Origin of the sequence: Christiangramia sp. 3-2217-3z (assembly GCF_051195275.1) — a bacterium.
Lineage (GTDB): Bacteria > Bacteroidota > Bacteroidia > Flavobacteriales > Flavobacteriaceae > Christiangramia > Christiangramia marina.
This window is the reverse complement of sequence record NZ_JBNJLI010000003.1, coordinates 204225-229606: the sequence shown is the minus strand read 5'-3', so window position 1 is coordinate 229606 and position 25382 is coordinate 204225. Positions and strand designations below refer to the sequence as shown.

23 protein-coding genes are annotated in these 25382 nt (G+C 39.8%); 13 read left to right on the top strand and 10 right to left on the bottom strand.

What is annotated here, in order from left to right:
• Positions 1 to 62: 62 nt before the first annotated feature.
• Positions 63 to 3440, bottom strand: coding sequence for a transcription-repair coupling factor (gene mfd, locus ACSHZO_RS06940; RefSeq protein ID WP_298246800.1), 3378 nt, complete (start codon positions 3438 to 3440; stop codon positions 63 to 65).
• A 139-nt stretch (positions 3441 to 3579) separates the two neighbouring features.
• On the opposite strand from mfd, the gene ACSHZO_RS06935 reads away from it, so the two are divergent.
• Positions 3580 to 3978 carry a DoxX family membrane protein gene (locus tag ACSHZO_RS06935; protein ID WP_298246799.1) on the top strand — a complete coding sequence of 133 codons (399 nt, stop codon included), beginning with the start codon at positions 3580 to 3582 and terminating at the stop codon, positions 3976 to 3978.
• A 30-nt stretch (positions 3979 to 4008) separates the two neighbouring features.
• Positions 4009 to 5364, top strand: a complete 1356-nt coding sequence (locus tag ACSHZO_RS06930) for a dihydrolipoyl dehydrogenase family protein (RefSeq protein WP_298246798.1) — start codon at positions 4009 to 4011, stop codon at positions 5362 to 5364.
• Here the strand turns inward: ACSHZO_RS06930 and ACSHZO_RS06925 are convergent.
• From ACSHZO_RS06925 to ACSHZO_RS06900, 6 genes are all read right to left on the bottom strand, one after another.
• The gene (locus tag ACSHZO_RS06925) at positions 5361 to 6158 is read right to left on the bottom strand and encodes a tryptophan-rich sensory protein (protein WP_298246797.1); all 798 of its coding nucleotides are present in this window, start codon (positions 6156 to 6158) and stop codon (positions 5361 to 5363) included. The genes ACSHZO_RS06930 and ACSHZO_RS06925 overlap by 4 nt on opposite strands.
• A gap of 12 nt (positions 6159 to 6170) precedes the next feature.
• Positions 6171 to 6806 (bottom strand): ligase-associated DNA damage response endonuclease PdeM, encoded by a 636-nt coding sequence (pdeM, locus tag ACSHZO_RS06920; RefSeq protein WP_298246796.1) that lies wholly within the window; start codon positions 6804 to 6806, stop codon positions 6171 to 6173.
• A 1-nt stretch (position 6807) separates the two neighbouring features.
• Positions 6808 to 7950, bottom strand: coding sequence for a methionine aminotransferase (locus ACSHZO_RS06915; RefSeq protein ID WP_298246795.1), 1143 nt, complete (start codon positions 7948 to 7950; stop codon positions 6808 to 6810).
• 86 nt (positions 7951 to 8036) lie between these two features.
• Positions 8037 to 8780, bottom strand: coding sequence for a succinate dehydrogenase/fumarate reductase iron-sulfur subunit (locus ACSHZO_RS06910; protein ID WP_141876557.1), 744 nt, complete (start codon positions 8778 to 8780; stop codon positions 8037 to 8039).
• Positions 8781 to 8839: 59 nt separating this feature from the next.
• A complete protein-coding gene (locus tag ACSHZO_RS06905; protein WP_298246794.1) occupies positions 8840 to 10843 on the bottom strand; it encodes a fumarate reductase/succinate dehydrogenase flavoprotein subunit in 2004 nt (667 codons plus the stop codon).
• A 3-nt stretch (positions 10844 to 10846) separates the two neighbouring features.
• Positions 10847 to 11563, bottom strand: a complete 717-nt coding sequence (locus ACSHZO_RS06900) for a succinate dehydrogenase cytochrome b subunit (protein ID WP_295182637.1) — start codon at positions 11561 to 11563, stop codon at positions 10847 to 10849.
• Positions 11564 to 11829: 266 nt separating this feature from the next.
• Here ACSHZO_RS06900 and ACSHZO_RS06895 point away from each other — a divergent pair, with 266 nt between their 5' ends.
• The 3 genes from ACSHZO_RS06895 to ACSHZO_RS06885 are packed head-to-tail and all read left to right on the top strand — an operon-like array spanning position 11830 to position 13547.
• Positions 11830 to 12339: a DinB family protein gene (locus tag ACSHZO_RS06895; protein WP_298246793.1), complete on the top strand. Its 510-nt coding sequence runs from the start codon at positions 11830 to 11832 to the stop codon at positions 12337 to 12339.
• Between the two features lie 3 nt (positions 12340 to 12342).
• Positions 12343 to 13260, top strand: a complete 918-nt coding sequence (locus ACSHZO_RS06890) for a J domain-containing protein (RefSeq protein WP_298246792.1) — start codon at positions 12343 to 12345, stop codon at positions 13258 to 13260.
• Positions 13257 to 13547, top strand: a complete 291-nt coding sequence (locus tag ACSHZO_RS06885; RefSeq protein ID WP_298246791.1) for a chaperone modulator CbpM — start codon at positions 13257 to 13259, stop codon at positions 13545 to 13547. The genes ACSHZO_RS06890 and ACSHZO_RS06885 overlap by 4 nt, the downstream gene beginning before the upstream one ends.
• A gap of 1 nt (position 13548) precedes the next feature.
• Here ACSHZO_RS06885 and ACSHZO_RS06880 read toward each other — a convergent pair whose 3' ends face one another.
• Both ACSHZO_RS06880 and ACSHZO_RS06875 read right to left on the bottom strand, forming a co-directional pair.
• Positions 13549 to 14067, bottom strand: coding sequence for a GNAT family N-acetyltransferase (locus ACSHZO_RS06880; protein ID WP_298246790.1), 519 nt, complete (start codon positions 14065 to 14067; stop codon positions 13549 to 13551).
• A gap of 12 nt (positions 14068 to 14079) precedes the next feature.
• A complete protein-coding gene (locus ACSHZO_RS06875) occupies positions 14080 to 16938 on the bottom strand; it encodes a VPS10 domain-containing protein (RefSeq protein ID WP_298246789.1) in 2859 nt (952 codons plus the stop codon).
• Positions 16939 to 17055: 117 nt separating this feature from the next.
• Between ACSHZO_RS06875 and ACSHZO_RS06870 the strand changes: the two genes are divergently transcribed.
• The 3 genes from ACSHZO_RS06870 (at position 17056) to ACSHZO_RS06860 (ending at position 19537) form a co-directional block, all read left to right on the top strand.
• Positions 17056 to 18348 carry an aminopeptidase P family protein gene (locus tag ACSHZO_RS06870; RefSeq protein ID WP_298246788.1) on the top strand — a complete coding sequence of 431 codons (1293 nt, stop codon included), beginning with the start codon at positions 17056 to 17058 and terminating at the stop codon, positions 18346 to 18348.
• Positions 18349 to 18430: 82 nt separating this feature from the next.
• Positions 18431 to 19213: an alpha/beta fold hydrolase gene (locus tag ACSHZO_RS06865; RefSeq protein WP_298246787.1), complete on the top strand. Its 783-nt coding sequence runs from the start codon at positions 18431 to 18433 to the stop codon at positions 19211 to 19213.
• Positions 19214 to 19285: 72 nt separating this feature from the next.
• Complete coding sequence (locus tag ACSHZO_RS06860) at positions 19286 to 19537, top strand: DUF1660 family phage protein (protein WP_298246786.1); 252 nt, start codon at positions 19286 to 19288, stop codon at positions 19535 to 19537.
• Between the two features lie 163 nt (positions 19538 to 19700).
• On the opposite strand, the gene thiL is transcribed toward ACSHZO_RS06860, so the two are convergent.
• The gene (gene thiL, locus ACSHZO_RS06855) at positions 19701 to 20756 is read right to left on the bottom strand and encodes a thiamine-phosphate kinase (RefSeq protein ID WP_298246785.1); all 1056 of its coding nucleotides are present in this window, start codon (positions 20754 to 20756) and stop codon (positions 19701 to 19703) included.
• A gap of 216 nt (positions 20757 to 20972) precedes the next feature.
• On the opposite strand from thiL, the gene ACSHZO_RS06850 reads away from it, so the two are divergent.
• From ACSHZO_RS06850 to sufD, 5 genes are read left to right on the top strand one after another with little or no spacing between them, the layout of a single operon-like run.
• Entirely contained in the window at positions 20973 to 21302 is a 330-nt protein-coding gene (locus tag ACSHZO_RS06850) for a HesB/IscA family protein (RefSeq protein ID WP_295178928.1), read from the top strand.
• 51 nt (positions 21303 to 21353) lie between these two features.
• Positions 21354 to 22799 carry a Fe-S cluster assembly protein SufB gene (gene sufB / locus ACSHZO_RS06845; protein WP_141876570.1) on the top strand — a complete coding sequence of 482 codons (1446 nt, stop codon included), beginning with the start codon at positions 21354 to 21356 and terminating at the stop codon, positions 22797 to 22799.
• A 24-nt stretch (positions 22800 to 22823) separates the two neighbouring features.
• Positions 22824 to 23204, top strand: coding sequence for a hypothetical protein (locus ACSHZO_RS06840; protein ID WP_295178932.1), 381 nt, complete (start codon positions 22824 to 22826; stop codon positions 23202 to 23204).
• Between the two features lie 52 nt (positions 23205 to 23256).
• Positions 23257 to 24006 (top strand): Fe-S cluster assembly ATPase SufC, encoded by a 750-nt coding sequence (gene sufC / locus ACSHZO_RS06835; RefSeq protein WP_295178934.1) that lies wholly within the window; start codon positions 23257 to 23259, stop codon positions 24004 to 24006.
• Between the two features lie 46 nt (positions 24007 to 24052).
• On the top strand, positions 24053 to 25366 hold the full coding sequence (sufD, locus tag ACSHZO_RS06830) for a Fe-S cluster assembly protein SufD (protein WP_298246784.1): 1314 nt from the start codon (positions 24053 to 24055) through the stop codon (positions 25364 to 25366).
• Positions 25367 to 25382 lie beyond the last annotated feature (16 nt).

Below are 25382 nucleotides of genomic sequence, written 5' to 3'. Positions count from 1 at the left end.
TCGATCAAGGTCAAGTTCATGCTGCCTCAATATTATGAAATCTAATTTGTTCTGTGCAAGCTTTACGCCAATTCTTCTTTCTTCTCTCTAAAATCCAAAGGCTCAAGTACTTTCAGAGCTTTATCAATAGAATTTATCCTGTCAAAAGTAAGTAGTAAACGTAGTCCATTCCTGGTTTGTTTCTCCTTCATGGTGCAGTTTTGCTTGTGTGTTTGCACATATTGCAGAACCTTCGTGAAGTTAGCAGTTTGATAGAATCTTGAATTTTGATCTGCTATAAAATAACCAACCATTTTATTCTTTTTCAATACCACTCTTTCAAGTCCTATTTTGGCGGCAATCCATTTAATTCTTACAGAGTTTAGAAGGTCAACGGCCTGTGTAGGTAACTCGCCAAACCTGTCTTCCAGTTCTGCTTCAAATTTGAGCAGTTCTTCTTCCGTAGAAAGCTCGTTAAGTTTAGTATATAGATTCAGTCTCTCTGCGATATTATTGATATAATCATCTGGGAATAACAATTCGAAATCGGTGTCTATCTGGGTATCCTTGACAAAATCCTTCAATTCCACATCTTCGGTTTCAGCATAAAGATCACGGAATTCGTTTTCTTTTAATTCCTCGATCGCTTCATTCAGGATCTTTTGATAAGTATCAAACCCAATATCATTGATGAATCCACTTTGATCGCCACCAAGAAGATCACCGGCACCACGAATCTCTAGATCTTTCATGGCAATATTGAACCCGCTACCCAATTCTGAAAATTGCTCTAAAGCAGTAATTCTCTTTCGGGCATCTTCGGTCATTACTGAATATGGCGGAGTAATGAAGTAACAGAATGCCTTTTTATTACTACGTCCAACCCGGCCACGCATCTGGTGGAGATCTGATAATCCAAAGTTATTTGCGTTGTTGATAAAGATCGTATTGGCTTCAGAAACATCAAGTCCGCTTTCAACGATCGTAGTAGAGACGAGCACATCAAATTCCCCATTGATAAAGCTAAGCATCAGTTTTTCCAGTTTCTTCCCTTCCATTTGCCCATGTCCAACCCCAATTTTAGCATCTGGGACCAGTCTCTGGATCATTCCCGCAACTTCTTGGATATTCTCCACCCTGTTGTGAATAAAGAAAACCTGTCCGCCACGCTGAATTTCATAGGAAACAGCATCACGAATGGTTTCTTCTGAAAAACGAATAATATTTGTTTCAATAGGATAACGGTTAGGAGGCGGAGTGGTGATCGTAGAAAGGTCCCTTGCCGCCATCAAGCTAAATTGTAAAGTTCTTGGGATTGGCGTCGCGGTTAGAGTAAGAGTATCTACGTTTTCACGAATAGTCTTCAGTTTATCTTTTACCGCTACTCCAAATTTCTGTTCTTCATCAACGATCAATAAACCAAGATCTTTGAATTTCACAGCTTTGCTAACCAATTGGTGCGTACCAATAATAATATCCACTTTTCCATCGGCCAGATCTGCCAGGGTTTCGCGGCGTTCTTTAGCAGTTCTAAAGCGATTTAAATAATCTATTCTCACCGGGAAATCTTTCAGTCTTTCTGAAAAGGTCTGGTGATGTTGAAACGCCAGAATGGTTGTTGGCACCAGGACTGCAACCTGCTTATTATTATCTACAGCCTTAAAAGCCGCACGAATCGCGATTTCCGTCTTTCCGAAGCCAACGTCCCCGCACACAAGCCTGTCCATAGGTCTTTCACTCTCCATATCTTCCTTTACCGCTGCCGTAGCCGAACTTTGATCTGGTGTATCCTCATACATAAAAGAAGCTTCCAGTTCATGCTGAAGATAGGAGTCAGGATCATATTTGAATCCTTTTTCGAGTCTTCTCTTGGCGTATAATTTTATAAGATCGTAAGCAATGTGCTTGACCCGGGCTTTGGTCTTTTTCTTCAGATTTTTCCAGGCGTTGCTTCCCAGTTTGTAGATCTTGGGCGGCTTCCCGTCTTTACCGTTAAATTTGGAGATCTTATGCAAAGAATGAATACTCAAATAGAGAATATCGCGCTCCCCGTATATTAATTTGATCGCTTCCTGCTTTTTCCCTTCCACATCGATCTTCTGGAGTCCGCCAAATTTCCCAATTCCATGGTCAATATGTGTAACATAATCACCCACCTCGAGATTTGTAAGTTCCTTAAGTGTGATCGCCTGTTTCTTGGCATAGCCATTTTTCAGATTAAATTTATGGTAGCGCTCAAAGATCTGGTGATCTGTATAGCAAACCATTTTAGAATCATCATCTATAAAACCCTGGAACATGCTAAAAACCGGGGTCTGATACTCAACTTTCTGTTCCTGATCTTCCAGAATATCATTAAATCGGCGTGCCTGCTGATCGCTCACACAACAAATAAAATTCTTATAACCTGCTTCCTGATTTTCTACCAGGTTTTCAATAAGTAGATCGAACTGTTTATTAAAGGAAGGTTGTGGCTTGGTATGATATTGTATTTCAGTCTTAGGCTTAAGAAATGCCGTATTACTAAGTTCTACCGCGGTAAAATTGAGTAGTTCCTTTTTTATAAGTTCACCATCTGCAAATAATTCTGAAGGTTCACTATGTTTTACTTCTTCGGAAAGTTTTTCAAAAGCTTCTTTAGCTTTACTGAAGAGCTTGTCTGCCTGCGCAGAAAGCAGATCCAGATTTTTTATGAATACAGCGGTATCTGCTGAAATATATTTTAGAAAACTTTCCCTGATCTCATTGAGCTGTTTATTCTCAACATTGGGCATTACCGAAATCTTCTTTTTCTTATCTGTAGAAAGCTGGGTTTCCACATCAAAGGTCCGGATGCTGTCTACTTCATCCCCGAAAAATTCTATTCTATAGGGCTCATCATGACTAAAGCTAAAAACATCAATAATTCCACCCCTCACTGAAAACTCCCCAGGTTCTGTGACGAAATCCACTCTTTTAAATTGATATTCAAAAAGGACTTCATTTACAAAATCGATAGAAAGTTCATCGCCTACAGATATTTTCAGCGTACTTCGATCCAGTTCCTTTCGTGTAACTACTTTTTCAAAAAGAGCATCTGGATAGGTGACAATGATTGCTGGTTTTTTACGGGAATTTATACGGTTAAGCACTTCAGCACGTAATAAAACATTTGCATTATCAGTCTCCTCGATCTGGTAAGGTCTTCTATAAGAACCGGGATAAAAAAGAACATTCTTTTCGCCCAACAGCTGCTCAAGATCGTTTAAATAATAGGCTGCTTCTTCCTTGTCATTGAAGATCAACAAAAACGGTCGTTGCACATCTCTAAAAGCGCCGGCAGTCACGAAAGATAACGCAGAGCCAACGAGTCCTTTTAGATGAATGTTAGCGGTTTTATTTTCAGAATAAGCAAGGGCATTTTGCAATTCCCGTTGCTGTGGGGATTGTGCAAAATTCTGGGCGATAAGTTTTGTACTCATTGCTGCAAATATAAATTCAAGTAGACTGCCTTACAACCAGATGGCACATTTTTAACGATTAAATAGCATACCCGGGATTTTACCAAATTGATAACACAAGAACCGTCATGCATTCTATAACTTCCCCTGAAAATTATGCATGGACCATAAAAAGCTAGCTTGCTTCTTTGCCAGGATCACGCTGGGAGTAAATTTCAGTATCCATGGATTGGTTCGAATGCCAAAACTAAAAAGGTTTGCTGAAGGTAAAATGAAAGGTTTCGAAGGGACTATGCTTCCAGAATTTATGGTGATCCCTTTCGCTTACGCAATTCCTATACTTGAGCTTATTTTGGGTTTAATGTTATTGGTGGGAATTTATACGAATAGAGCGCTGGCAGCTTCAGCAATATTAATGATCGTTCTAATTGCCGGTAGTGCTTTTAAGGAGGATTGGGGAGCTGTTAGCACCCAGATGTTGTATGCTCTATTTATATTTTTCCTGATCTTTTTTCAGGAGAATAATTCGTGGAGTCTTATAGCTAACAGGAAAAAATAACTAGAGAATTACAAGTAGAGAAATATAATTATGGGAATCGAAAAATTTGATGTTTTTGTTGTTGGAACCGGGACTGCCGGGAAAAGTGTGGCGAAAGAATGTGTAGAGGCTGGGTTAAAAGTTGCAATAGCAGACAATCGTGAATTTGGAGGAACCTGCGCAAATCGTGGTTGCGATCCCAAAAAAGTTCTTGTTGGGCTTACAGAAATTCTCAATCGCGCCCAAAAAATGGTAGGAAAAGGAATTGTAGAAATGCCGGAAATCAGCTGGAAAGATTTACAGCAATTCAAGAAAAAGTTTGTGGAGGCTGTGCCTGCCGCTACAGAGCAGGAATTGGAAGCTCTCGGAATTAAAATGTACCATCAGTCTCCCAAATTTCTGGATGAAAACACCATTTCTGTAGAAGGTAAAACGGTGAATTTTGAAAAACTGGTCATTGCAACCGGGATGAAGCCTTTAGAATTACCTATTCCAGGAAGGGAACTGGCAATGAACAGTGATGACTTTCTGGAATTGAAAGAATTACCTGAAAGCATGATCTTTATTGGCGCGGGTTATATAGGAATGGAGTTCGCTCATATTGCAGCCAGATGTGGAGTAGATGTGACGATCGTGGATAGCGAAGAATCCCCTTTGAGTAATTTTGATGAGGATATGGTGAATTACCTGAAGCAGTCTTCAGAAGAGCTGGGGATTAAATTTGTTATGAATGCCAGAGTAGAGGAGATAGAGAAGCTTCAGAAGAATTTGAGAGTCATAGCAGATCAGAATGGTAAAAAGGTGGAGTTCAAAGCCAGATGTGTTGTAAACGCAGCCGGCCGTGTACCTTCCATAGATGAATTGAAATTAAAACAAGGCAACGTAGACTTCTCGAAAAGAGGGGTGCTGGTCAATAAAAATCTTCAGAGTATATCAAATCCAAACGTTTATGCCTGTGGAGATGTTTCTGCCAGCGAAGGCTTACCACTAACACCGCTTGCCTCCCAGGAAGCACGGGTAGTAACTGCGAATATAATGGATCTCGACAGACCGCATGAGTATGATTATCCACCACAACCATCAGTTGTATTTACACTTCCCAATGTAGCTTCCGTAGGCCTAAATGAAAAACAGGCGAAAGAAAAAGGTTATGATTTTCGGGTGAAGATGAACGATGCCAGTGACTGGTTTAATTCAAAGCGAATTAACGACAAAGTCTATGCATACAAAACGCTGGTAGATAATGAAACCAACCTGGTTCTGGGTGCCCACCTGGTTAGTAATGAAGCCAGCGAAACCATCAATATGTTCGTGATGGCTATGTGTGGAAAACTGGACTGTGCGACTTTAAAAGGTATGATTTTTACATACCCAAGTTGGTCCAGCGACATTAAATCGATGATTTAAAATTTTTCACCCTTCATCATTCGGTATAAGGGCTGCTGTTTTCTATTCCTGAAACCATGGTAGGAAATGTTTAAAAAGATAAGGAGAGCTCCTGCTGCGGCGGAGTAGGCGATCACATCGTACTGCCCTATCTGCTTGACATAAATGCCGATAAGTGCCCAGACTCCTACAGCGGCAAATTCGCGCATATTCCGGTTGTAGATCATAGTGATATTAAGAATTACCGTAATCAGGATCATTAAGAGCGTCCATTGAACTTCTGAAAGGAAAGCTCCATCCCAGCCGGTTTCTTTCAACCATGCCGCGGTATTAGCAATTGCTGCTACTGCGATCCACCCTGAATATAAGCAGATAGGCCACCAGTAAAACGCGATGATCTTGAATGGTGGATCTGTTAACTCCATTTCTGTGTTGATAATGATCTTGCATAATTTCGCCAGGATCAGGAACATAATAACAACAGAGAGGCCCGGGAAGTCATACAACCAGGCAAGGCTCCACAAACAGGTACCGATATTGGCAACAATAAACCAGAATTTAGTCCTTTTAATAAACTTCGTGTGTTCTCCATTGCTAAAAGCCTGAATAAGCATATACACCGAAAAGGCTATTAAAGAAAGGAAGATCACACCCCAGATTGAAAAGGCATACCCGGCCGGAGTAAAAAGATTACTGTATTTATCACTCATTTCCCCAATTGTCTTTCCATTGATCTCACCTGTCTGGGTATAATAGGTGAAAGCGATGGTGATGATAACAGAAATAAAATTGGCTACAGCTAGTTTCTTGATCATAGGAGTCGGGAATTATTGAATAGGAATCACTTCTTTACCGGTTATAGCGAATATACGATCTCCATCTTCAGGTTCCATAAAATAGTTTCCGGTAAATTCTCCAAAAGCGGGGAAGATCATTTGATTAGTGCTTTTGTAAAAACACGGTAATTTCAGCATTTGTCTGCCGAAACCAAATAATTTATAACCCGGGTGAACGTGTCCGCATAAATTGAACAAACCTTCGTGCTCTTCAGGATGATGGGTCAGTATAAATTTTTCAATTTTTAATTCCTGATAGATCTGTATGCCCAATTCCTGGTAGCGTAACGGAGAAATGATATCATGGTTTCCAGCAACCAGATGAACCTGATTATCGATAGAAGTAACCCATTCTTCGAAGATTTGCCATTCCATATTGAGAGAAGAATGGAATAGGTCACCGAGGAAAATGATATGCTCAGGATCAAAGTCTTTTCGTATTCTATCGAGCCTGTCGAAATTTTCTACGATCGCCTGGTAAGGCACGGCACTGCCATATTTTCTGAAGTGTGATACCTTTCCAAGATGAACATCTGCCACCAATAGGATCTCCTGCTCCGGCCAGTACGCGACGCCCAGCGGGTGCAGTACGAAGTCCTGTTCAAGGATACGTATATTGATATTCATATTATAGTGAGCATAAAATTGCAGCTGCCTTTTCTAAGGTATCATTTGTTTTGGCAAAGCAAAAGCGAAGCTGAGAATGATCCTTTTCGTCTATATTAAATACTGAAACCGGGATAGCTGCAAGTTGGTGCTCCTTCACCAGCCTTTCAGCAAAATCGGTATCTTTTTCCGTAGTAATTTCTGAAAAATCCAGTAATTGAAAATAGGTGCCTTTAGATGGTGTACTTCTAAATTTAGAACCTGAAATAAGCTCTAAAAAAGTATCTCTTTTTTCCTGGTAAAAACCTGCAAGATCAAGATAATGATCCGGTTGCTTGAGGTATTCTGCATAGGCGCGTTGCATTGGATGATTTACAGAAAAAGTGGTGAGTTCGTGAATCTTCCTGATCTCTTTCATCAGTTCTTCAGGAGCTACACAATAACCTGTTTTCCAGCCGGTATTATGAAAGGTCTTACCAAAGGAGCCACAAATGATACTTCTTGTAGAAAGTTCCGGAAATCTGGAAGCACTTTGATGAATCGTCCCATCAAAAATCAAGTGCTGGTATACCTCGTCACTCAGTAGTATGATATTAGTATCCTTCAAAAGGTCTTGCAATTTAAGCATGTCTTCTTCAGAAAGTATAGTGCCCGTTGGATTATGCGGAGTATTAATAATGATCATTCTGGTGCGATTGGTAATGGCACTGGCAACTTCTTCCCAATCGACCTTATAGTCACTGCCTTTCAACTGGATTTGTACAGGGATACCTCCTGCCAACTGAATCGTAGGTTCATACGAATCGTAAGCCGGCTTCAGTACAATCACCTCATCATCTTTCTGTACAAAAGCCGTAATGCTATTGTAAAGCGCTTCTGTTGCCCCTGAAGTGATCGTGATTTCAGTTTCAGGTTTGTAATATCTTCCGTAGAGATCATTAAATTTCTGGGAGATCATTTCTCGCAATTCTAAAATTCCGGCATCTGGCGGATACTGATTATGACCATCCCTCATAGCTTTGGTCACCAGTTCTTTAAGTTTACGATCAGTTTCAAAATTAGGAAAGCCCTGAGATAGATTGATTGCATCGTATTCATGCGCCATTTTACTCATCACAGAAAAAATACTGGTTTTGCTTCCGGGTAATTTCGATTCCAACTTCATAGACTTTATTTCAATTACTGATTTTAAGGTATAAAAAATCCCGAACTAAAACAGTCCGGGATCTCTATTTATGTTGATACAAAGGTTTACTTAACCGATGCTTTCAGGTAATCTCTATTCATTCTCGCGATGTTCTCCAGGGAGATTCCCTTAGGACATTCGATCTCACAGGCACCTGTATTTGTACAGTTACCAAATCCTTCTTTGTCCATTTGCTCTACCATGGCCAGCACTCTACGGTCCGCCTCAACTTCACCTTGAGGTAATAGTGAGAACTGACTTACTTTTGCAGAAGTAAACAACATGGCACTCGCGTTTTTACAAGCGGCAACACAGGCTCCACAACCAATACAGGTAGCAGCATAAAAAGACATATCTGCACTTTCTTTATCTACTGGAATAGAGTTAGCATCCTGGGTGTTTCCTGAAGTATTTACAGAAATATACCCACCAGCCTGCTGAATTCTGTCAAAAGAGGTACGGTCTACCACCAAATCCTTGATTACAGGAAATGCTTTCGCTCTAAATGGTTCGATCACAATAGTATCACCATCCTTGAATTTTCTCATGTGCAACTGGCAGGTGGTCACTCCACGATCTGGACCGTGAGGTTCTCCATTGATCTGCAGGTTACATGAGCCACAAATACCTTCTCTACAGTCATGATCAAATGCTACAGGCTCGTCACCTTTAGCGATCAACTGCTCGTTCAGGACGTCCATCATTTCCAGGAAAGACATATCATCAGATATATCGGTAACCTGGTATGTGGTCATTTTTCCTTTAGTTTCGGCGTTTTTCTGGCGCCATATTTTTAATGTAAGGTTCATACTTTTAGTATTGAATAATTAGAAATGAGATTGTTCGAAACGAATCCCAGATCTCAAATCTATTTATAACTCCTTGTTTTTACTTCGATATCCTCGTAATCAAGTTCTTCCTTATGAAGTATCGCATCGGCCGGTTTCCCGGTATATTCCCATGCGGCTACATACATAAAGTTCTCGTCATCTCTTAGTGCTTCCCCTTCTTCAGTTTGATGCTCTTCTCTAAAGTGACCTCCACAGCTTTCTTCCCTGTGTAGTGCATCCTTGGCGAACAATTCTCCAAGTTCAAGGAAATCTGCTACACGACCTGCTTTTTCAAGTTCTGCATTCATTTCGTTCGCAGTACCTGGTACTCGAACATCCTTCCAGAATTCTTCTCTCAATGCCTGAATTTCAGAAATTGCTTCCTTCAATCCGGTAGCATTTCTTGCCATTCCCACTTTATTCCACATGATCTTTCCTAAGATCTTATGAAAGTGGTCTACAGATTTGGTTCCGTTAGTGTTTACTAGCTTTTCCAGCTGAGCTCTCACTTCATTTTCAGCAGCTTCAAATTCAGGAGTATCAGTTGGGATCGCTCCGGTTCTAATATCTTCTGAAAGCGTATTTCCAATAGTATAAGGAAGAACAAAATATCCATCTGCAAGACCTTGCATCAATGCAGAAGCCCCCAGTCTATTGGCCCCGTGATCTGAGAAGTTAGCTTCCCCGATCGCGAAACATCCTGGAATCGTAGTTTGTAGGTTATAATCAACCCAAACACCACCCATGGTATAATGTACCGCTGGATAGATCATCATTGGGGTTTCGTAAGGATTCTGATCTACGATTTTCTCGTACATCTGGAAAAGGTTACCATATTTGGCTTCCACAACTTCCTTACCTAATTTCTTAATATCATTATCTGAAGGATTATCCAGTTTTCTGGTTGTAGCTTCCTCTTTACCATATCTCATGATAGCAGAGCTAAAATCCAGATAAACTGCTTCTCCAGTTTTATTTACCCCGAAACCAGCATCACAACGTTCCTTGGCAGCTCTTGATGCAACATCACGCGGCACCAGGTTACCAAAGGCTGGATATCTTCTTTCCAGGTAATAATCCCTTTCTTCTTCTGATAGCTCCGTCGGTTTTTTCTTTCCGGCACGAATTGCTTCAGCATCTTCTTTTTTCTTCGGAACCCAGATTCTACCATCATTCCGAAGTGATTCAGACATCAAAGTCAATTTTGACTGGTGATCTCCTGAAACCGGAATACAGGTTGGATGAATTTGGGTAAAGCAAGGATTTGCGAAATACGCTCCTTTCTTATGTATTTTCCAGCTAGCTGTAACATTACTTCCCATCGCATTGGTAGAAAGGAAGAATACGTTTCCATATCCTCCGGAAGCGATCACCACAGCGTGTGCTGAATGTCTTTCAAGTTTTCCGGTAACCAGATCCCTTGCAATGATTCCGCGAGCTTTTCCATCTACTTTCACCACATCAAGCATTTCATGCCTGTTGAAAGTCTGTATCTTTCCACGGTTGATCTGGCGGTTCATTGCTGAATAGGCTCCAAGCAATAATTGTTGCCCGGTTTGTCCTTTAGCATAAAAGGTTCTTGAAACAAGAACTCCACCAAAAGAACGGTTATCCAAAAGTCCACCGTACTCACGAGCGAAAGGAACTCCCTGCGCCACACACTGGTCAATAATATTTCCAGATACTTCTGCCAGACGATAAACATTGGATTCTCTCGAACGGTAATCTCCACCTTTAATAGTATCGTAGAAAAGACGGTAAACAGAGTCACCATCACCCTGATAGTTCTTTGCTGCATTGATACCTCCCTGAGCTGCGATCGAGTGAGCTCTACGTGGAGAATCCTGATAGCAGAATGTTTTTACGTTATATCCAAGTTCTGCAAGCGTTGCCGCTGCACTTCCCCCGGCCAGTCCTGTACCTACTACGATCACGTCTATATTACGTTTGTTCGCAGGGTTTACAAGATTGATATCGTTTTTATGATTAACCCACTTTTCTGCCAATGGGCCTTTAGGTGCATTTGATTCAAATATTCCCATAGCTTAAATTTTTTCTAGTACAAAGTGAATGTAAAAAGGAATAACAGCGAATGCGAGCGGTACTAAAACTGCAAAAGCATAACCTGTTTTTCTAATAAATCCATTGTACTTAGGATGATTAACACCAAGTGATTGAAATCCACTCGAGAACCCGTGTGACAGGTGAAAACCTATTGCCAGCATCGCTACTGCATAGGCGATCGCCCAGAGTAAACCATATTGTGCATCCTGAAAGGTTTTGATCGTCAGGGTATAAAGATCTTTAACTTCCTCGCCATTTGCCGTGGTGTAATAAGTATCATCAAGACCTCCAAACTTCATTTCTGCCCAGAACATGGTCATGTGAATTACAATGAACGCAAGAATAACCGTTCCAAGGATTCCCATGTTTCTCGAAGACCATTTACTGTTGGTAGATGGTTTGAAGTTTACATACCCCTGTGGTCGTGCTTTACGATTGTGGATCGTAAGTAACAATCCATCGATTGCATGAAAAATGATACTAATGTACGTTACGTAGGATAACACTTTAACCGCAGGATTGGTTGTCATGAATAACGCGTATTCATTAAACTGGTCTTTTGCCATATCACTAACAGGTAGTAGAAGTTGCAGATTTCCAAATAAGTGACCTACTAAAAACAGGCACAGAAAAAGGCCGGTGAAAGCCATCCAGTATTTTTTTGCCAGTGATGACTTTAAAAGCGCAGATTTCGCCATAAATGTTTAGAATTATTTTTAAATAAGTGCAACAAAAATACGCTTCATTCTAATTTTTAACAAGCTTTCCAAGTCTTTTTCCTGTCTATTTAGACTTAATTTAAAGTACTTTATAATTTGTTGAATCTTTGAAATACAGCGGCTTCCCGAAATCCATTTTCAACGTTTGTTAAATTCAATTTTAGTATGAGTCTGAGGGTTTTAGCAAAAGCTTAACTTAGGCTCCATATCAAAATTTTGTAATTTCACTTTTCACTGAAAAGTTTATGAAAGAAAGAACCGAGAAATTAATTCAGAAATTATCCGAAACATTCGAGGGAGACCCGTGGTTTGGGCAATCCCTGATGCGAAAACTGGAGAATGTACCCTACATCATCGGTTATAAAACCTGTATTCCTAAATCACATAGCGTCGCTGAGATTGTCGCGCATCTAATTTGCTGGAAGAAATTTGTGTACGAAAAACTAAAGAACAATGAAGATTTTGATATTTCCATAGATTCTGAAATGGACTGGCCAGAGATCAAGATCCATAGCAAGGAAGAATGGGAAGAACTAAAAAGGAATCTGGTTGCAGCACAATGTCGCATTTATGAAGCATTACACGAAAAACCTGATGATTCTTATCTCTCTACTAAGGTAAGTGGTCGTGATTATGATATGGAATACCTTATTCTCGGAATCCTTCAGCATGATATTTATCATCTTGGACAAATAGGTTTGATAGAAAGTCAGTTAAATAAAACCGAAGCTGATAGCGGTGTATTTAAAGCATAGTACATGGATTTTATAGATTATTATAAATTACTGGAACTGGAGAGATCAGCTTCTCAGGCTGATATAAAAAAGGCTTATCGCAAGCTGGCCAGGAAATACCATCCAGATCTCAATCCAGATAATAAGGATGCCCAGATAAAATTTCAGCAGATCAATGAGGCGCATGAAGTTTTGAGTGATCCCGAAAAACGTAAGAAGTACGACGAATACGGGAAAGACTGGAAGCATGCAGATCAATTTGAGGAAGCTAAACGACAACAACAAGCCTCCGGTGGATTTGGTGGAGGTTTTAAGGGAGGTGGCCAGCGATCTTATTCTGGAAATTTTGAAGATGATACCTTTTCAGATTTTTTTGAGCAAATGTTTGGCGGGAGAGCCAGAGCCCAGGGGGCTAATAGAGGCGCACATTTTAAAGGTCAGGATTTTAATGCGGAGTTACAATTGCGCTTAAGTGAGCTCTATAAGGATCAAAAACAAACGCTTACCGTCAATGGAAAATCTATAAGGCTTACAATTCCCGCAGGTGTTGAAAACGGCCAAACGATAAAGATAAAAGGACACGGTGGCCCGGGAGTTCAGGGTGGTCCAAAAGGAGATCTGTTCATCACATTCCAGGTTTTAAATGATACTGACTTCCGTAGAGAAAAAGAACATCTATATGCTGTAGAAAGTATCTCACTAACTACTGCAATCCTTGGAGGAGAGCTAAAAGTGAAAACATTTGATGGTGAGGTGAAATTGAAAGTAAAACCTGGAACCGAAAATGGAAGCAAAGTGAAATTGAAAGGAAAAGGTTTTCCGAAGTATAAGAAGAAGGATCAGTTTGGAGATCTTTTTATCACTTACCAGGTTGATATTCCGAAGGATCTGACCGAAGAGCAAAAGGAGCTGTTTCAGAAACTTAAAAACACGGGCTTATGAAAGAGGAAGATTTAATCCCAGCAGAGGAAATTTGTGTTCGTTACCAGGTGGAACGGCAATTTGTTACGTCACTTAAGGAAAGCGGAATCATTGAGATCGTGACGGTGCAGGAAACTGAATACATACATTGTGATCATCTGGCTCAATTTGAAAAAATGCGCAGGTTACATGAGGAGCTTGAAATCAATGTGCAGGGACTTGAGGCGATAAGTCACTTGTTGGGAAAGGTAGAGCAATTACAATCTGAGAATATAAAGCTTAAGAACAGGTTGGGTCTCTACGAATAGTTTATAGCTCAATTTGATAAAGCATAAGTTCTGCAGGATCCTTCGGAATTTTGATATTCTCTACGTGCTCAAAACCTAGTTTCTCTAATAACCTTTGTGAACCCGTATTATCAAGTCTGGTAATTGCCTGAAGCGTTTTTAAGCTGAACACCTTTTCAGCTGCCTCCACCAGTTTTATAGTAGCTTCAGAAGCGTAACCTTTTCCCTCAAATTCTGGAAGAAAAGCGAAACCCAGGTCAATTTCCTTAAGTCCTTCCCGATCATACAGACCACAAGCACCAATCTTGACATTGTCCACTTTTCGAATCACACAATAATTGGAAAATCCCAGTTCATATAATTGCGGCAGCATTCTGTCTTTAATATAAACTCTGGCATCTTCAGTATTTCGCAGATTGCGATCTCCAATAAACTGAAGCCATTTGGGAGAATTGTATAGCTGGAAAATAAAAGCAGCATCATCCAGAGACATAGGTCTCAATAATAATCGCTCAGTTTCAAAGCTTCGAAATTCTCCCAATTAGCCAGGTTTTTATTTTACTTCAAAAGAAGATTCTGTAGTTGAACCGTTCAGTTCAAGGATCATTTTATAATTGCCTTTCGGAATATAAAATTTCTCGTCCTCAGCTTTAGAAATACTGGTTTTTGCATCCTGCTTTTCAAGTTTTTTAGCTGAAGCTTCTGTAATGCTAAGATCATAAGATCCGGTATTGAAGCCTCTGTCCGCCTCGATATTCATCGTTTGCAGAGTAGTTCCGTCTTCAGTCTTAATCATTAATTTTCCATTTCCTTTCTTTGAAGTATAATAGGTAAATCCAAGTTCAGGAGTATAAGGATCCATCCATTTGCTATAAGAATTCCCCCATCTGTTACTGAACCTGATCTCTTTTTCCGAAGAAATCGTTAGCGCAGATTTGATATCGTCTATATTCATCGCTGCAATTGCAGAAATATCTGTGATATAAAGTGAGCGACCATGAGTTCCCACAACCAGATCCTGTTCTTCTTCCTGAACTCGAAGATCGTGAACTGCTACATTAGGAAAATTGGTGCTAAATGCCTGCCAGCTATCTCCTCGATCCAGGCTCACATATAGTCCATTATCTGTTCCTAAATAAAGCACATTCTCATTGGACGGGTCCTCCCGAATCACATTTACAGATGATGTTGGTAAGTTCGCGCTGATATCTTTCCAGTTATTTCCCGAATCTTCAGATACATATACATAAGGCTTAAAATCATCAGATCTGTAACCATTTAAACTGGCATAAACACGATCCTTAGAATGTTCAGAAGCGATCACACGCGAAACCCAAAGGTCCTGTGGAAGATCTGCACTTAATAATTTCCAGTCTGCACCAGCATTGTCACTTCCGTAGATATAACCATCATCACTTCCAGTATAAAATTTTCCGAATTGAAATGGAGATTCAGAAATTGTAGCCAGAGTTCCATAAGGTACATTTCCATCCTTGCCACCACCGGTAAGATCTTTGGAAATACTGGTCCAGTTTTCCCCTTGATCCATACTACGCATCAACTTATTTCCACCCATATAAAGGATGTCCTGGTTATGAGAAGATAGAAGAATGGGCGTTTGCCAGTTGTAGCGATAAGGACTTTCGCCCAACTCGTGTTTTGGATGTATATAAAGACGCTCGCCAGTTTCTCTGTTTATTCTAAAATAATTTCCAAACTGAAAACCGGTATAAACGATATCAGAATTTCTGGAATCGATCTCCACCTGCATTCCATCACCACCCATAATACTTTTGTAATTATAGTCTCCTGAAGCGGCCCAGCCATTGCTTTCAGTGTTCGTGTGTGGTCCAACCCATACGCCGTTATCCTGAAGTCCGCCATATACATTATACGGTTTTTCATTGTCTACATTAACCGTATAAAATTGCCCGACTGAAGGTGAATTGTTCTTTACCCAGTTTTCGCCATCATCATAAGAAATATTGATTCCGCCGTCATTCCCGTCAATTAGATGTCCGCTTTTTTCTGGGTTGATCCATAAAGCATGGTGATCTGCATGTACATTTTGAGCATCGATAGAAGTAAAGGTTTTACCTCCATCTTTGGATTTTAGGATAGGCACTCCATATATATAGATCGCATTTTCATCCTGCGGATCCACATGCACCATCCCAAAATAATAACCATAACTATAATAAAGATCATCAAGGTAATCCTCATGGGTGATTTTCCATGTTTTACCGGCATCTGTACTTTTATAGACCTGGGCTCCAATTACTGGCGTATCAAAAAGTTGAGTATTGGCATCTTCCAGGTACGTGGCCAGATCCTGTGGTATTGCCTCGTCTTTCCGGATCATTTCCTTTACTTTTTCTGCGGAATATTTCTTCTGAAAATCATTAGACCGCAGGTAAGTTTCCAGTTCTTTATCATCAAGCTTCAGAAAAGCAGATTTTTTCATATTTCTGAAATCATCTTTTTTAAGTCCGCTTTTATCTGAAGATTTCTTGTCCTCAGACTTTCTTCGATCCTGATTATCTACTATGGCGTAGATCGTATTGGAATCGTAGACAGAAAGTCCAATCCTTCCTACTCCGTCGCCTGTCGGAAACCCGGATGCTTCCGTAGAGATCTTTGTCCAGCTTTCTCCGGCATCGGTACTTTTATAAATTCCACTGTTTTTACCACTTTCTCTAAAATCCCATGCTTTACGATCCTTGTCCCAGGCAGCCGCATACATTTCGTTGAAGTTTTCAGGGTTCACCGCAACATCAATGATCCCGGTCTGCTTATTAATAAAGAGATTTTTGTTCCAGGTTTTTCCACCATCGGTAGTTTTATAGATCCCACGTTCATTGTTTGAGGAGTAGAGGTGACCAGTTACGCCCACTACCACTTCATCAGGATTTTCAGGATTAATTAGAATTCTACTGATATGATGTGAATCTGGAAGACCCATGAATTCCCAGGTTTCTCCCTGGTCTTCCGACTTTAATAAGCCTATCCCGGCATAGGAAGAACGTGAAGCATTCACTTCACCGGTTCCAACCCAGATCGTTCCAGAATTCCAGTCTACAGCGATATCGCCAATATTCTGCGAAGGACTGTTGTCCATTACCGGCGTAAACGAGATCCCGTTATTATTAGTGTACCATAGACCGCCGGTTGCATAAGCTGCATAGAATTCGGTTGGATCTTCAGGATTCACCGCGAAATCGGTGATTCGTCCACTCATAACGCTAGGCCCAATATTCTGGAGCGGAATGTTCTTTACGATGGATTGCTGGTGTAGTTCCTGTTTTTGTTCGAAGCCTTCTTGTAAAGCTTCTCCGCTAGTAGCAGTTTGTTGTGCAATAATAGGAGAGATCCCTATCAAAAAAGCACCAAGAAAATGGTAAGTTTTTTTCATAATTTATATTGTAGTGCTTAAAAATAGCAAAACCCGCGCATACCTAAAATTTTAAACGCCTTTAATGGCTTTTGGAGTCAAATCCCTTAATTTTGAAGAAATTGAAAAATACTGTTTATGAAATATGATCGAATAGATTCAAAACTCTTTATAAAGAACCGTAAGAACTTTATGGACAAGATGAAGTCTAAAAGTCTGGCGGTTTTTAATTCAAATGATATTTATCCAATTGGGGCAGATAGCACGATGCCTTTCCAGCAAAACAGAGACATCTTTTACCTGAGTGGAGTAGACCAGGATGAGAGTATTCTGGTCTTGTTTCCAGATGCTCCGGAAGAGAAGCATAGGGAAATACTTTTTCTAACTGAAACCAATGAACATATTGCGGTTTGGGAAGGAGCTAAACTTACTAAAGAAGATGCATTTGATGTTAGTGGTATTCGTACAGTTTACTGGATGAAGGACTTTGAAAAAGTATTTTTTGAAGTAATGACCCAGTGCGATACGGTATACTTAAATACAAATGAGCACTATCGTGCCAATCATGATACCCAAACCAGGGATGATCGTTTTATCAAATGGTGCAAGGATAAATATCCTGCTCATCAGGTGGCAAAAGCCAACCCGATCCTGCAAAGACTAAGGTCTGTAAAAGATCCTATCGAACTTGATCTAATGCAGAAAGCATGTGATATTACTGAAAAAGCTTTCCGTAGAACTTTAGGTTTTGTAAAGCCAGGAGTTTGGGAATACGAGATCGAGGCCGAATATTATCATGAAATGATTCGGAACAGATCGAAAGGATTTGCCTATACGCCAATTATCGCAAGCGGTAACAGTGCAAATGTTCTGCATTACGTTGAAAATAATAGACAGTGTAAAGCAGGTGACCTGATCCTTCTTGATACGGGAGCAGAGTATGCAAATTATTCCAGTGATCTAAGTAGAACAATTCCGGTTTCAGGCCGATATTCAGACCGCCAGAAAGAGGTTTACAATGCTGTAAATAAGGTAAAAAAGGAAGCGACCAAAATGCTGGTTCCGGGAACCATGTGGAAAGAATATCATGTTGAGGTTGGTAAGATGATGACTTCTGAATTACTTGCGTTGGGACTTCTTGATAAAGCAGATGTTCAGAATGAAGATCCAGACTGGCCGGCATACAAGAAATACTTTATGCACGGTACTTCGCATCATATAGGTCTGGATACTCATGACTACGGAATCCTAACGGAACCTATGAAAGCAAACCAGGTATTCACCGTAGAACCGGGAATCTACCTTCCAGATGAAGGCTTCGGAATTCGTCTGGAAGATGATGTGGTCATTCAGGAAAAAGGAGAACCTTTCAATCTAATGGGGAATATCCCGATCGAGATTGAAGAGATCGAAGACCTTATGAATTCTTAAAAGGATTTAGAAATTAAAGTAAAGAAATACCGTGAATACCAGACTGCAAATCCTGGGATTCACGGTATTTTAATTTTACACTATGATGAAATTACAATACAAAAACAATGAGATCTTTTATAGAATCTCGGGAAGTGGCCGCACGAAAATTCCTTTGGTCTTGCTGCATGGTTTCTTAGAAGATATGACGATCTGGGATGACTTTAAAGAAGGCCTGGGAAAAGAACGGCAAATAATTTGCATAGACTCACCCGGTCATGGCATATCGAAGAATTTTTCAGGTTCTCATAGCATGCAGGAAATGGCAAATATTGTAGCTGCTGTTCTTAATGATGTTGGAATACAGCAAATTAGCCTGGCAGGTCATAGTATGGGTGGATATGTTGGTTTGGAATTCCTCGATAATTTTCCTATGATGTTGAAGGATATCATGTTGATTAATTCTACACCTGCTGAAGATACTGTAGAACGAAAAAAGATTCGGGACAGATCTATAGATATTGTGGAGACTAACAAGGATGCTTTTATAAGTATGGCAATTTCCAATTTATTTTCCGCGGAAAGTCGGGAAGTTTTTAAGGCTGAAATTGATCGCTTAAAACAAGCTGCTTTCAGTCTGAATATTGAAAATATACAGCAAACACTGAAAGCTATGCGAGATCGAAAAGATCATACAGCGACTTTGAAAAAATTTAAAGGAGGTAAAACGATCGTTGCGGGTAAAGATGATACGCTAATCGAAATATCTGATATTCAGAAGCTGGCAAGGACAACGAATTCAGATTTGATCATTCTTGAAAAAGGTCATAATTCCTGGATGGAAATGTCAGAAAAATTATACAAAAACATGCTTTTGATCGGTTAATTTAACCTTTTCACCGAAACATTAACTTTTTTTTATACTTTAGAATCTTAGAAATCAAAAATTTATACACCTATGAATAATAAACACTTTAGCTCGTTCTCTATTACAAAGGTTCAATGCAATTTGTTTGGTCATAAATTAAAAGTTTCTAAAAACATCACGAACCATGTTCATGAATACCAGTGCTGCAGATGCGGCATGGAAATGACCGATACTGCTGACGGATTACTCGCAAGACTTACTCCAAAATTTAAAGAAACCAATGCCTACCTCGCAAAAATCCATCAGAAGAGACAGCAGGCATTTTACGCTGAAGCTTCTTAGGCTATTATTTTAATTCGTTATTACTTCTGATCTTCGATCTTAGAATCTTCCAAATTATTCCTTTCAAGTTAAATGAAGGAAAAAATTGCATTTTTGATTTCATCAATTTAAGGACTATCTCTAATCTAATGTTAGAGTACTGGCCAAAATGGGGTTTCGGAAATTAATCCTCTTCCTTATCCATTGAATTCCAACCTCTGGCGATTAGTGGTAATTTTTGATTTGCACGGGTAACCAGGTGCATACCCTCATTTTTTTCAGTCATATGACCAATCACAGTTAAATTCGGGTTTCCTTTGATCTTATCATAATCATGCTGAGCAATCGTAAACAACAATTCATAATCTTCACCACCACTCAACGCGATCGTAGTACTATCGATATTGAATTCTTCACAAACTGATATCACAGCAGGATCCAGCGGAATTTTCTCTTCGTATAAATTTGCGCCTACTTTAGAGCTTTTGCAAATATGAATGATCTCAGAAGATAAACCATCGCTGATATCGATCATGGAGCTTGGTTTAACACCAAGATCGCTTAAAAGTTTAGCGATATCCTTTCGGGCTTCAGGTTTTAATTGTCTTTCAATAAGATAGGTATACTGCTCAAGATCTGGCTGGGAGTTTGGATTCGCTTTAAAAACTTCTTTCTCACGCTCCAGTACCTGAAGACCCATATAGGCTGCTCCAAGATCACCGGTAACCACGAGAAGATCATTAGGTTTAGCTCCATCCCTGTAAGTAATATTCTCCTTTTTAGCATGACCAATTGCCGTTACGCTAATCATAAAACCAGAAGTAGAAGAAGTGGTGTCCCCACCAATAACATCAACATTATAAACTTTCGAGGCTAATTGTACCCCAGCGTAGAACTCTTCCAGGGCTTCCACCGGAAACCTGTTCGATACAGCGATAGAAACTGTTACCTGGCTCGCGGTGGCGTTCATTGCGTAGATGTCTGAAAGATTGACCATAAGTGCTTTGTAACCTAAGTGCTTTAAAGGCATGTAAGCAAGATCGAAATGAACACCTTCGATCAAAAGGTCTGTACTTATTACGGTTTCTTCATCATTAAATTTCAGAACAGCAGCATCATCTCCAATAGCTTTGATCGTAGAATCAAGTTTTGGGCTAAAATGCTTTGTTAAGTGTTCGATCAAACCGAATTCACCTAATTCTGAAAGGTTCGTCTTACTTTCCTGACTATTATCAAACATGCGATGAAAATTTAGACTGCAAAAATACAAGAATAAAATGCAATTCAGAAGAAAGCATGAAAAGCTTCTGAAGCCGCAGAAATATTGCCCTGGTGACTACTGGAATTTCGATCGAAGACTTCTATGATTCAATTCTTAAAACATATTCCTAGTCTATGGTAAACCGCTTGTTTTATAGTATATTTGCACTCAATTTAGAATTAATCTTTATAGCTTATGATTAAAGTTAGCGAAGAGGCTAAAAAGAAAATTTCCGTCCTCATGACCGAAGAGGGTTTCAATGCTACGGCAGACTATGTTCGGGTAGGAGTGAAGAGCGGAGGATGCTCTGGTTTATCTTATGAACTTACGTTCGATAATAACCAGGCTGAAGGCGATAAGGTCTTCGAAGACAACGATGTAAAGATCGTTGTTGACAAACGCAGTGTGCTTTATCTGGCTGGAACTATTTTAGAATATTCCGGAGGATTAAATGGAAAGGGATTTGTTTTTAATAACCCGAACGCACAAAGAACCTGTGGATGCGGTGAAAGTTTTTCACTGTAAAAATTATGTATCGGTCACTACCGATCTTTAATTTAATTAGAATTACGAATAATGGCATATACTGAAGACGATTTAAAGAAAGAGCTCGAAACCAAGGAATACGAATATGGATTTTATACAGATATAGAATCTGATACTTTTCCTGTGGGCTTGAACGAAGATATCGTAAGAGCAATATCCAAGAAAAAGGAAGAGCCGGAGTGGATGACGCAATGGCGTTTGGAAGCTTACCGGGAATGGGAGAAAATGGAAGAGCCGGATTGGGCTAATGTAAATTATCCAAAACCAGATTTCCAGGCGATCTCTTATTACTCTGCTCCAAATAAGAAACCGAAGTACGATAGTATCGATGATGTGGATCCGGAATTACTGGATACTTTTAAAAGACTGGGTATTTCACTTGACGAGCAAAAGAAATTAGCCGGTGTTGCAGTAGATGTGGTAATGGATTCAGTTTCTGTGACTACAACTTTTAAAAAGACGCTTGCTGAAAAAGGCATTATTTTCTGTTCTATTTCTGAAGCGATCAAAGAACATCCAGAACTAGTGAAGAAGTATCTTGGAACCGTGGTTCCGCAGAAGGATAATTTCTACGCTGCCCTTAACTCGGCAGTTTTTAGTGATGGTTCTTTCTGTTATATTCCAAAAGGCGTTCGATGCCCAATGGAACTTTCTACATACTTTAGAATTAACCAGGCAGGAACCGGGCAGTTTGAGAGAACACTGGTTGTTGCAGATGAGAGCAGTTATGTAAGTTATCTGGAAGGTTGTACCGCACCATCCCGTGATGAGAACCAGCTGCATGCAGCAGTCGTGGAGCTTATTGCTTTGGATGATGCGGAGATCAAATACAGTACGGTACAAAACTGGTTCCCTGGAAATAAAGAAGGAAAAGGTGGAGTTTTCAATTTTGTAACTAAACGTGGGCTTTGTGAAAAAGGAGCGAAAATTTCCTGGACTCAGGTAGAGACAGGATCTGCAGTTACCTGGAAATATCCAAGCTGTATTCTGAAAGGTGATAACTCGGTAGGGGAATTTTACTCAATCGCAGTGACGAACAACTTTCAGCAGGCAGATACCGGAACTAAGATGATTCACTTAGGTAAGAATACTAAGAGCACGATCATCTCAAAAGGTATTTCCGCAGGAAAATCTCAGAACTCTTATCGTGGTCTGGTACAAATCAATGGTAGAGCTGAAAATGCCCGAAACTTCTCACAATGTGATTCCCTTTTGATGGGGAATGAGTGTGGAGCTCATACCTTTCCTTATATCGAAGTTAAAAATAAATCTGCACAGGTAGAGCATGAGGCTACAACCAGTAAGATCGGTGAAGACCAAATATTTTACTGTAACCAGCGTGGTATCGATACTGAAAAAGCGATCGCATTGATCGTAAATGGTTTCAGTAAAGAAGTATTGAACAAACTTCCTATGGAATTTGCAGTAGAAGCTCAGAAATTATTAGAGATCTCGCTGGAAGGTTCAGTAGGATAATTGATTCTGAAGACAACTTGATCGATGAGAAGGTTTTTTGAAATAATGATCGTGGCTATTTTGTTCGTATCCTGTCAGGATGATGAGCAAAAGGAACTGAATACCGAACCTGTTACTGCTAAAGTTCAGGATAGTCTGGAAGTGCTTCAGGGAGACTATGTTTATGTAGCTGATGCTGCTGTACTACGAGGAGAGAATTTCGTGTACGGTGTTAAACAGGATTCCGTTGCAATGCTACTTTCAGACAAAGTAAGCGATCTGAAATCTGATGATTTTGAAATGATCCCGGTTCGTGTTAAAGCCAAAATTCTGGCAAATCCAAGACTGGAAGGCTGGGATGAGATCATCGAAATTAAGGAGATCCTGGAAATTTCAGGAGCCAGTATTTCAGATTCAATAGAATAAATAAAAATAGAATATCAAACAATCTGCATAAGCAGATTCAGAAATAACAGACATGCTTAAAGTAAAGAATTTACACGCCAGTATTGAAGATAAAGAGATCCTGAAAGGAATTAACCTGGAAATCAAACCAGGAGAAGTTCATGCGATCATGGGGCCAAACGGTTCTGGGAAAAGTACCCTTTCTTCAGTAATCGCAGGAAGAGAAGAGTATGAAATGACTGAAGGTGAAATGATGTTCGAAGGGGAAGACCTGAACGAACTTGATCCTGAGGAAAGAGCTCACAAAGGAGTGTTCTTATCATTCCAATACCCTGTGGAAATTCCTGGTGTTTCTGTAACCAATTTTATTAAAACAGCAATCAACTCTCATAGAAAGGCAAAAGGACAACCGGATATGCCTGCGAATGATATGCTGAAAATGATTCGTGAGAAATCTGAAATGCTGGAAATCGATAGAAAATTCCTTTCCAGATCATTGAACCAAGGTTTCTCAGGAGGAGAGAAGAAACGTAACGAGATCTTCCAAATGGCGATGCTTGAACCAAAATTATCTATTCTTGATGAAACAGATAGCGGACTTGATATCGATGCATTGAAGATCGTTGCAAATGGAGTGAACAAACTTCGCTCGAAGGATAATGCGGTATTGCTAATTACGCACTACCAGAGATTGCTTGATTATATTGTACCAGATTACGTACATGTATTGGTAGACGGAAAGATCGTTAAGTCTGGAGGAAAAGAACTTGCTTACGAACTGGAAGAAAGAGGTTACGATTGGGTAAAGCAGGAAACAGTTTAATACTCGAATTGAGAAATTGAATTGTTGAACTAGAAATTTGAATGTAATGGAATTGAAAGATAAATTGGTCTCGTCATTTTTAGCCTTTGAGGAGAATCTGGACCCGAACGACAATCTGGATACTTTGAGAAACGAAGCCATCAGAAATTTTGAAACGCTTGGTTTTCCTGGTAGAAAAGACGAAGACTGGAAGTATACCTCACTAAATTCGGTTTTAAAACATGATTATAGTGTTTTTCCGAAGAAAGAAGACGCGATCGAGTATCGTGATATCAAGAAGTACCTTATACATGATATAGATACTTATGACCTGGTTTTTATCGATGGGATCTATTCCTCTCATTTATCGCAAACCACTCATGATAAGATCGATGTATGTTTAATGTCTGCTGCCCTGAATAAGGATAAGTACAGTGCGGTCATTGAAAATTATTACAATAAAGTTGCTCCAAAAACGAGTCTGAATTCGTTGAATACGGCATTTGCGAGGGAAGGAGCTTTTATACATATACACAAGAATACGCAGGCAGATAAGCCTATACAGATCATTAATTTTGCTACTGGAAATGAGTCTGCGCTAATGTTACAGCCTAGAAATCTGGTTGTCGTGGATGAGAATTCGCATGTGCAGATCATTGAAAGACACCAAAGTCTTACAGATCACCCGGTGCTTACCAACTCTGTTACTGAAATCTTTGCTGATAAAAGGGCGATCGTAGATTATTATAAGATCCAGAATGATAAAGCTTCAGCTTCTTTAATTGATAATACATTTATCAATCAAAAATCTGAAAGCCACGTTTCTGTGCATACATTTTCTTTTGGAGGGAAGCTGACCAGGAATAATTTAAACTTCTACCAGAATGGAGAACGTACAGATTCAACCATGAAAGGAGTTACCATCATTGAAGACAAGCAGCACGTAGATCACAACACGCTGGTTCATCATATCGAGCCTAATTGTGAAAGTCATCAGGATTACAAAGGAATTTTTGATGACAACTCTGTTGGAGTTTTCAATGGAAAAGTTGTTGTAGAGAAAGAAGCACAGAAAACGAATGCTTACCAGTCTAACAACAATATCCTTGCAAGTGATAAGGCGACGATCAACTCAAAGCCACAGTTAGAGATCTTTGCAGATGATGTACGTTGCAGCCACGGCTGTACGATCGGGCAGCTTGATCAAGAGGCATTGTTCTATTTGCAGTCCAGAGGTATACCACGTAAGGAAGCCAGAGGATTGCTTATGTACGCCTTCGCTAATAACGTACTGGAAAGCGTAAAAATTCCGGAAGTTAAGAAGCGTATCAATAAGCTCATTGCGAGCAAACTTGAAGTCGATCTAGGTTTCAATCTATAAATCATTAAAATAATAA

Coding starts and splice junctions, on each gene's coding strand:
- mfd (WP_298246800.1), bottom strand. CDS start 3,440: ATGAGTACAAAACTTATCGCCCAGAATTTTGCACAATCCCCACAGCAA.
- ACSHZO_RS06935 (WP_298246799.1), top strand. CDS start 3,580: ATGGACCATAAAAAGCTAGCTTGCTTCTTTGCCAGGATCACGCTGGGA.
- ACSHZO_RS06930 (WP_298246798.1), top strand. CDS start 4,009: ATGGGAATCGAAAAATTTGATGTTTTTGTTGTTGGAACCGGGACTGCC.
- ACSHZO_RS06925 (WP_298246797.1), bottom strand. CDS start 6,158: ATGATCAAGAAACTAGCTGTAGCCAATTTTATTTCTGTTATCATCACC.
- pdeM (WP_298246796.1), bottom strand. CDS start 6,806: ATGAATATCAATATACGTATCCTTGAACAGGACTTCGTACTGCACCCG.
- ACSHZO_RS06915 (WP_298246795.1), bottom strand. CDS start 7,950: ATGAAGTTGGAATCGAAATTACCCGGAAGCAAAACCAGTATTTTTTCT.
- ACSHZO_RS06910 (WP_141876557.1), bottom strand. CDS start 8,780: ATGAACCTTACATTAAAAATATGGCGCCAGAAAAACGCCGAAACTAAA.
- ACSHZO_RS06905 (WP_298246794.1), bottom strand. CDS start 10,843: ATGGGAATATTTGAATCAAATGCACCTAAAGGCCCATTGGCAGAAAAG.
- ACSHZO_RS06900 (WP_295182637.1), bottom strand. CDS start 11,563: ATGGCGAAATCTGCGCTTTTAAAGTCATCACTGGCAAAAAAATACTGG.
- ACSHZO_RS06895 (WP_298246793.1), top strand. CDS start 11,830: ATGAAAGAAAGAACCGAGAAATTAATTCAGAAATTATCCGAAACATTC.
- ACSHZO_RS06890 (WP_298246792.1), top strand. CDS start 12,343: ATGGATTTTATAGATTATTATAAATTACTGGAACTGGAGAGATCAGCT.
- ACSHZO_RS06885 (WP_298246791.1), top strand. CDS start 13,257: ATGAAAGAGGAAGATTTAATCCCAGCAGAGGAAATTTGTGTTCGTTAC.
- ACSHZO_RS06875 (WP_298246789.1), bottom strand. CDS start 16,938: ATGAAAAAAACTTACCATTTTCTTGGTGCTTTTTTGATAGGGATCTCT.
- ACSHZO_RS06870 (WP_298246788.1), top strand. CDS start 17,056: ATGAAATATGATCGAATAGATTCAAAACTCTTTATAAAGAACCGTAAG.
- ACSHZO_RS06865 (WP_298246787.1), top strand. CDS start 18,431: ATGATGAAATTACAATACAAAAACAATGAGATCTTTTATAGAATCTCG.
- ACSHZO_RS06860 (WP_298246786.1), top strand. CDS start 19,286: ATGAATAATAAACACTTTAGCTCGTTCTCTATTACAAAGGTTCAATGC.
- thiL (WP_298246785.1), bottom strand. CDS start 20,756: ATGTTTGATAATAGTCAGGAAAGTAAGACGAACCTTTCAGAATTAGGT.
- ACSHZO_RS06850 (WP_295178928.1), top strand. CDS start 20,973: ATGATTAAAGTTAGCGAAGAGGCTAAAAAGAAAATTTCCGTCCTCATG.
- sufB (WP_141876570.1), top strand. CDS start 21,354: ATGGCATATACTGAAGACGATTTAAAGAAAGAGCTCGAAACCAAGGAA.
- ACSHZO_RS06840 (WP_295178932.1), top strand. CDS start 22,824: ATGAGAAGGTTTTTTGAAATAATGATCGTGGCTATTTTGTTCGTATCC.
- sufC (WP_295178934.1), top strand. CDS start 23,257: ATGCTTAAAGTAAAGAATTTACACGCCAGTATTGAAGATAAAGAGATC.
- sufD (WP_298246784.1), top strand. CDS start 24,053: ATGGAATTGAAAGATAAATTGGTCTCGTCATTTTTAGCCTTTGAGGAG.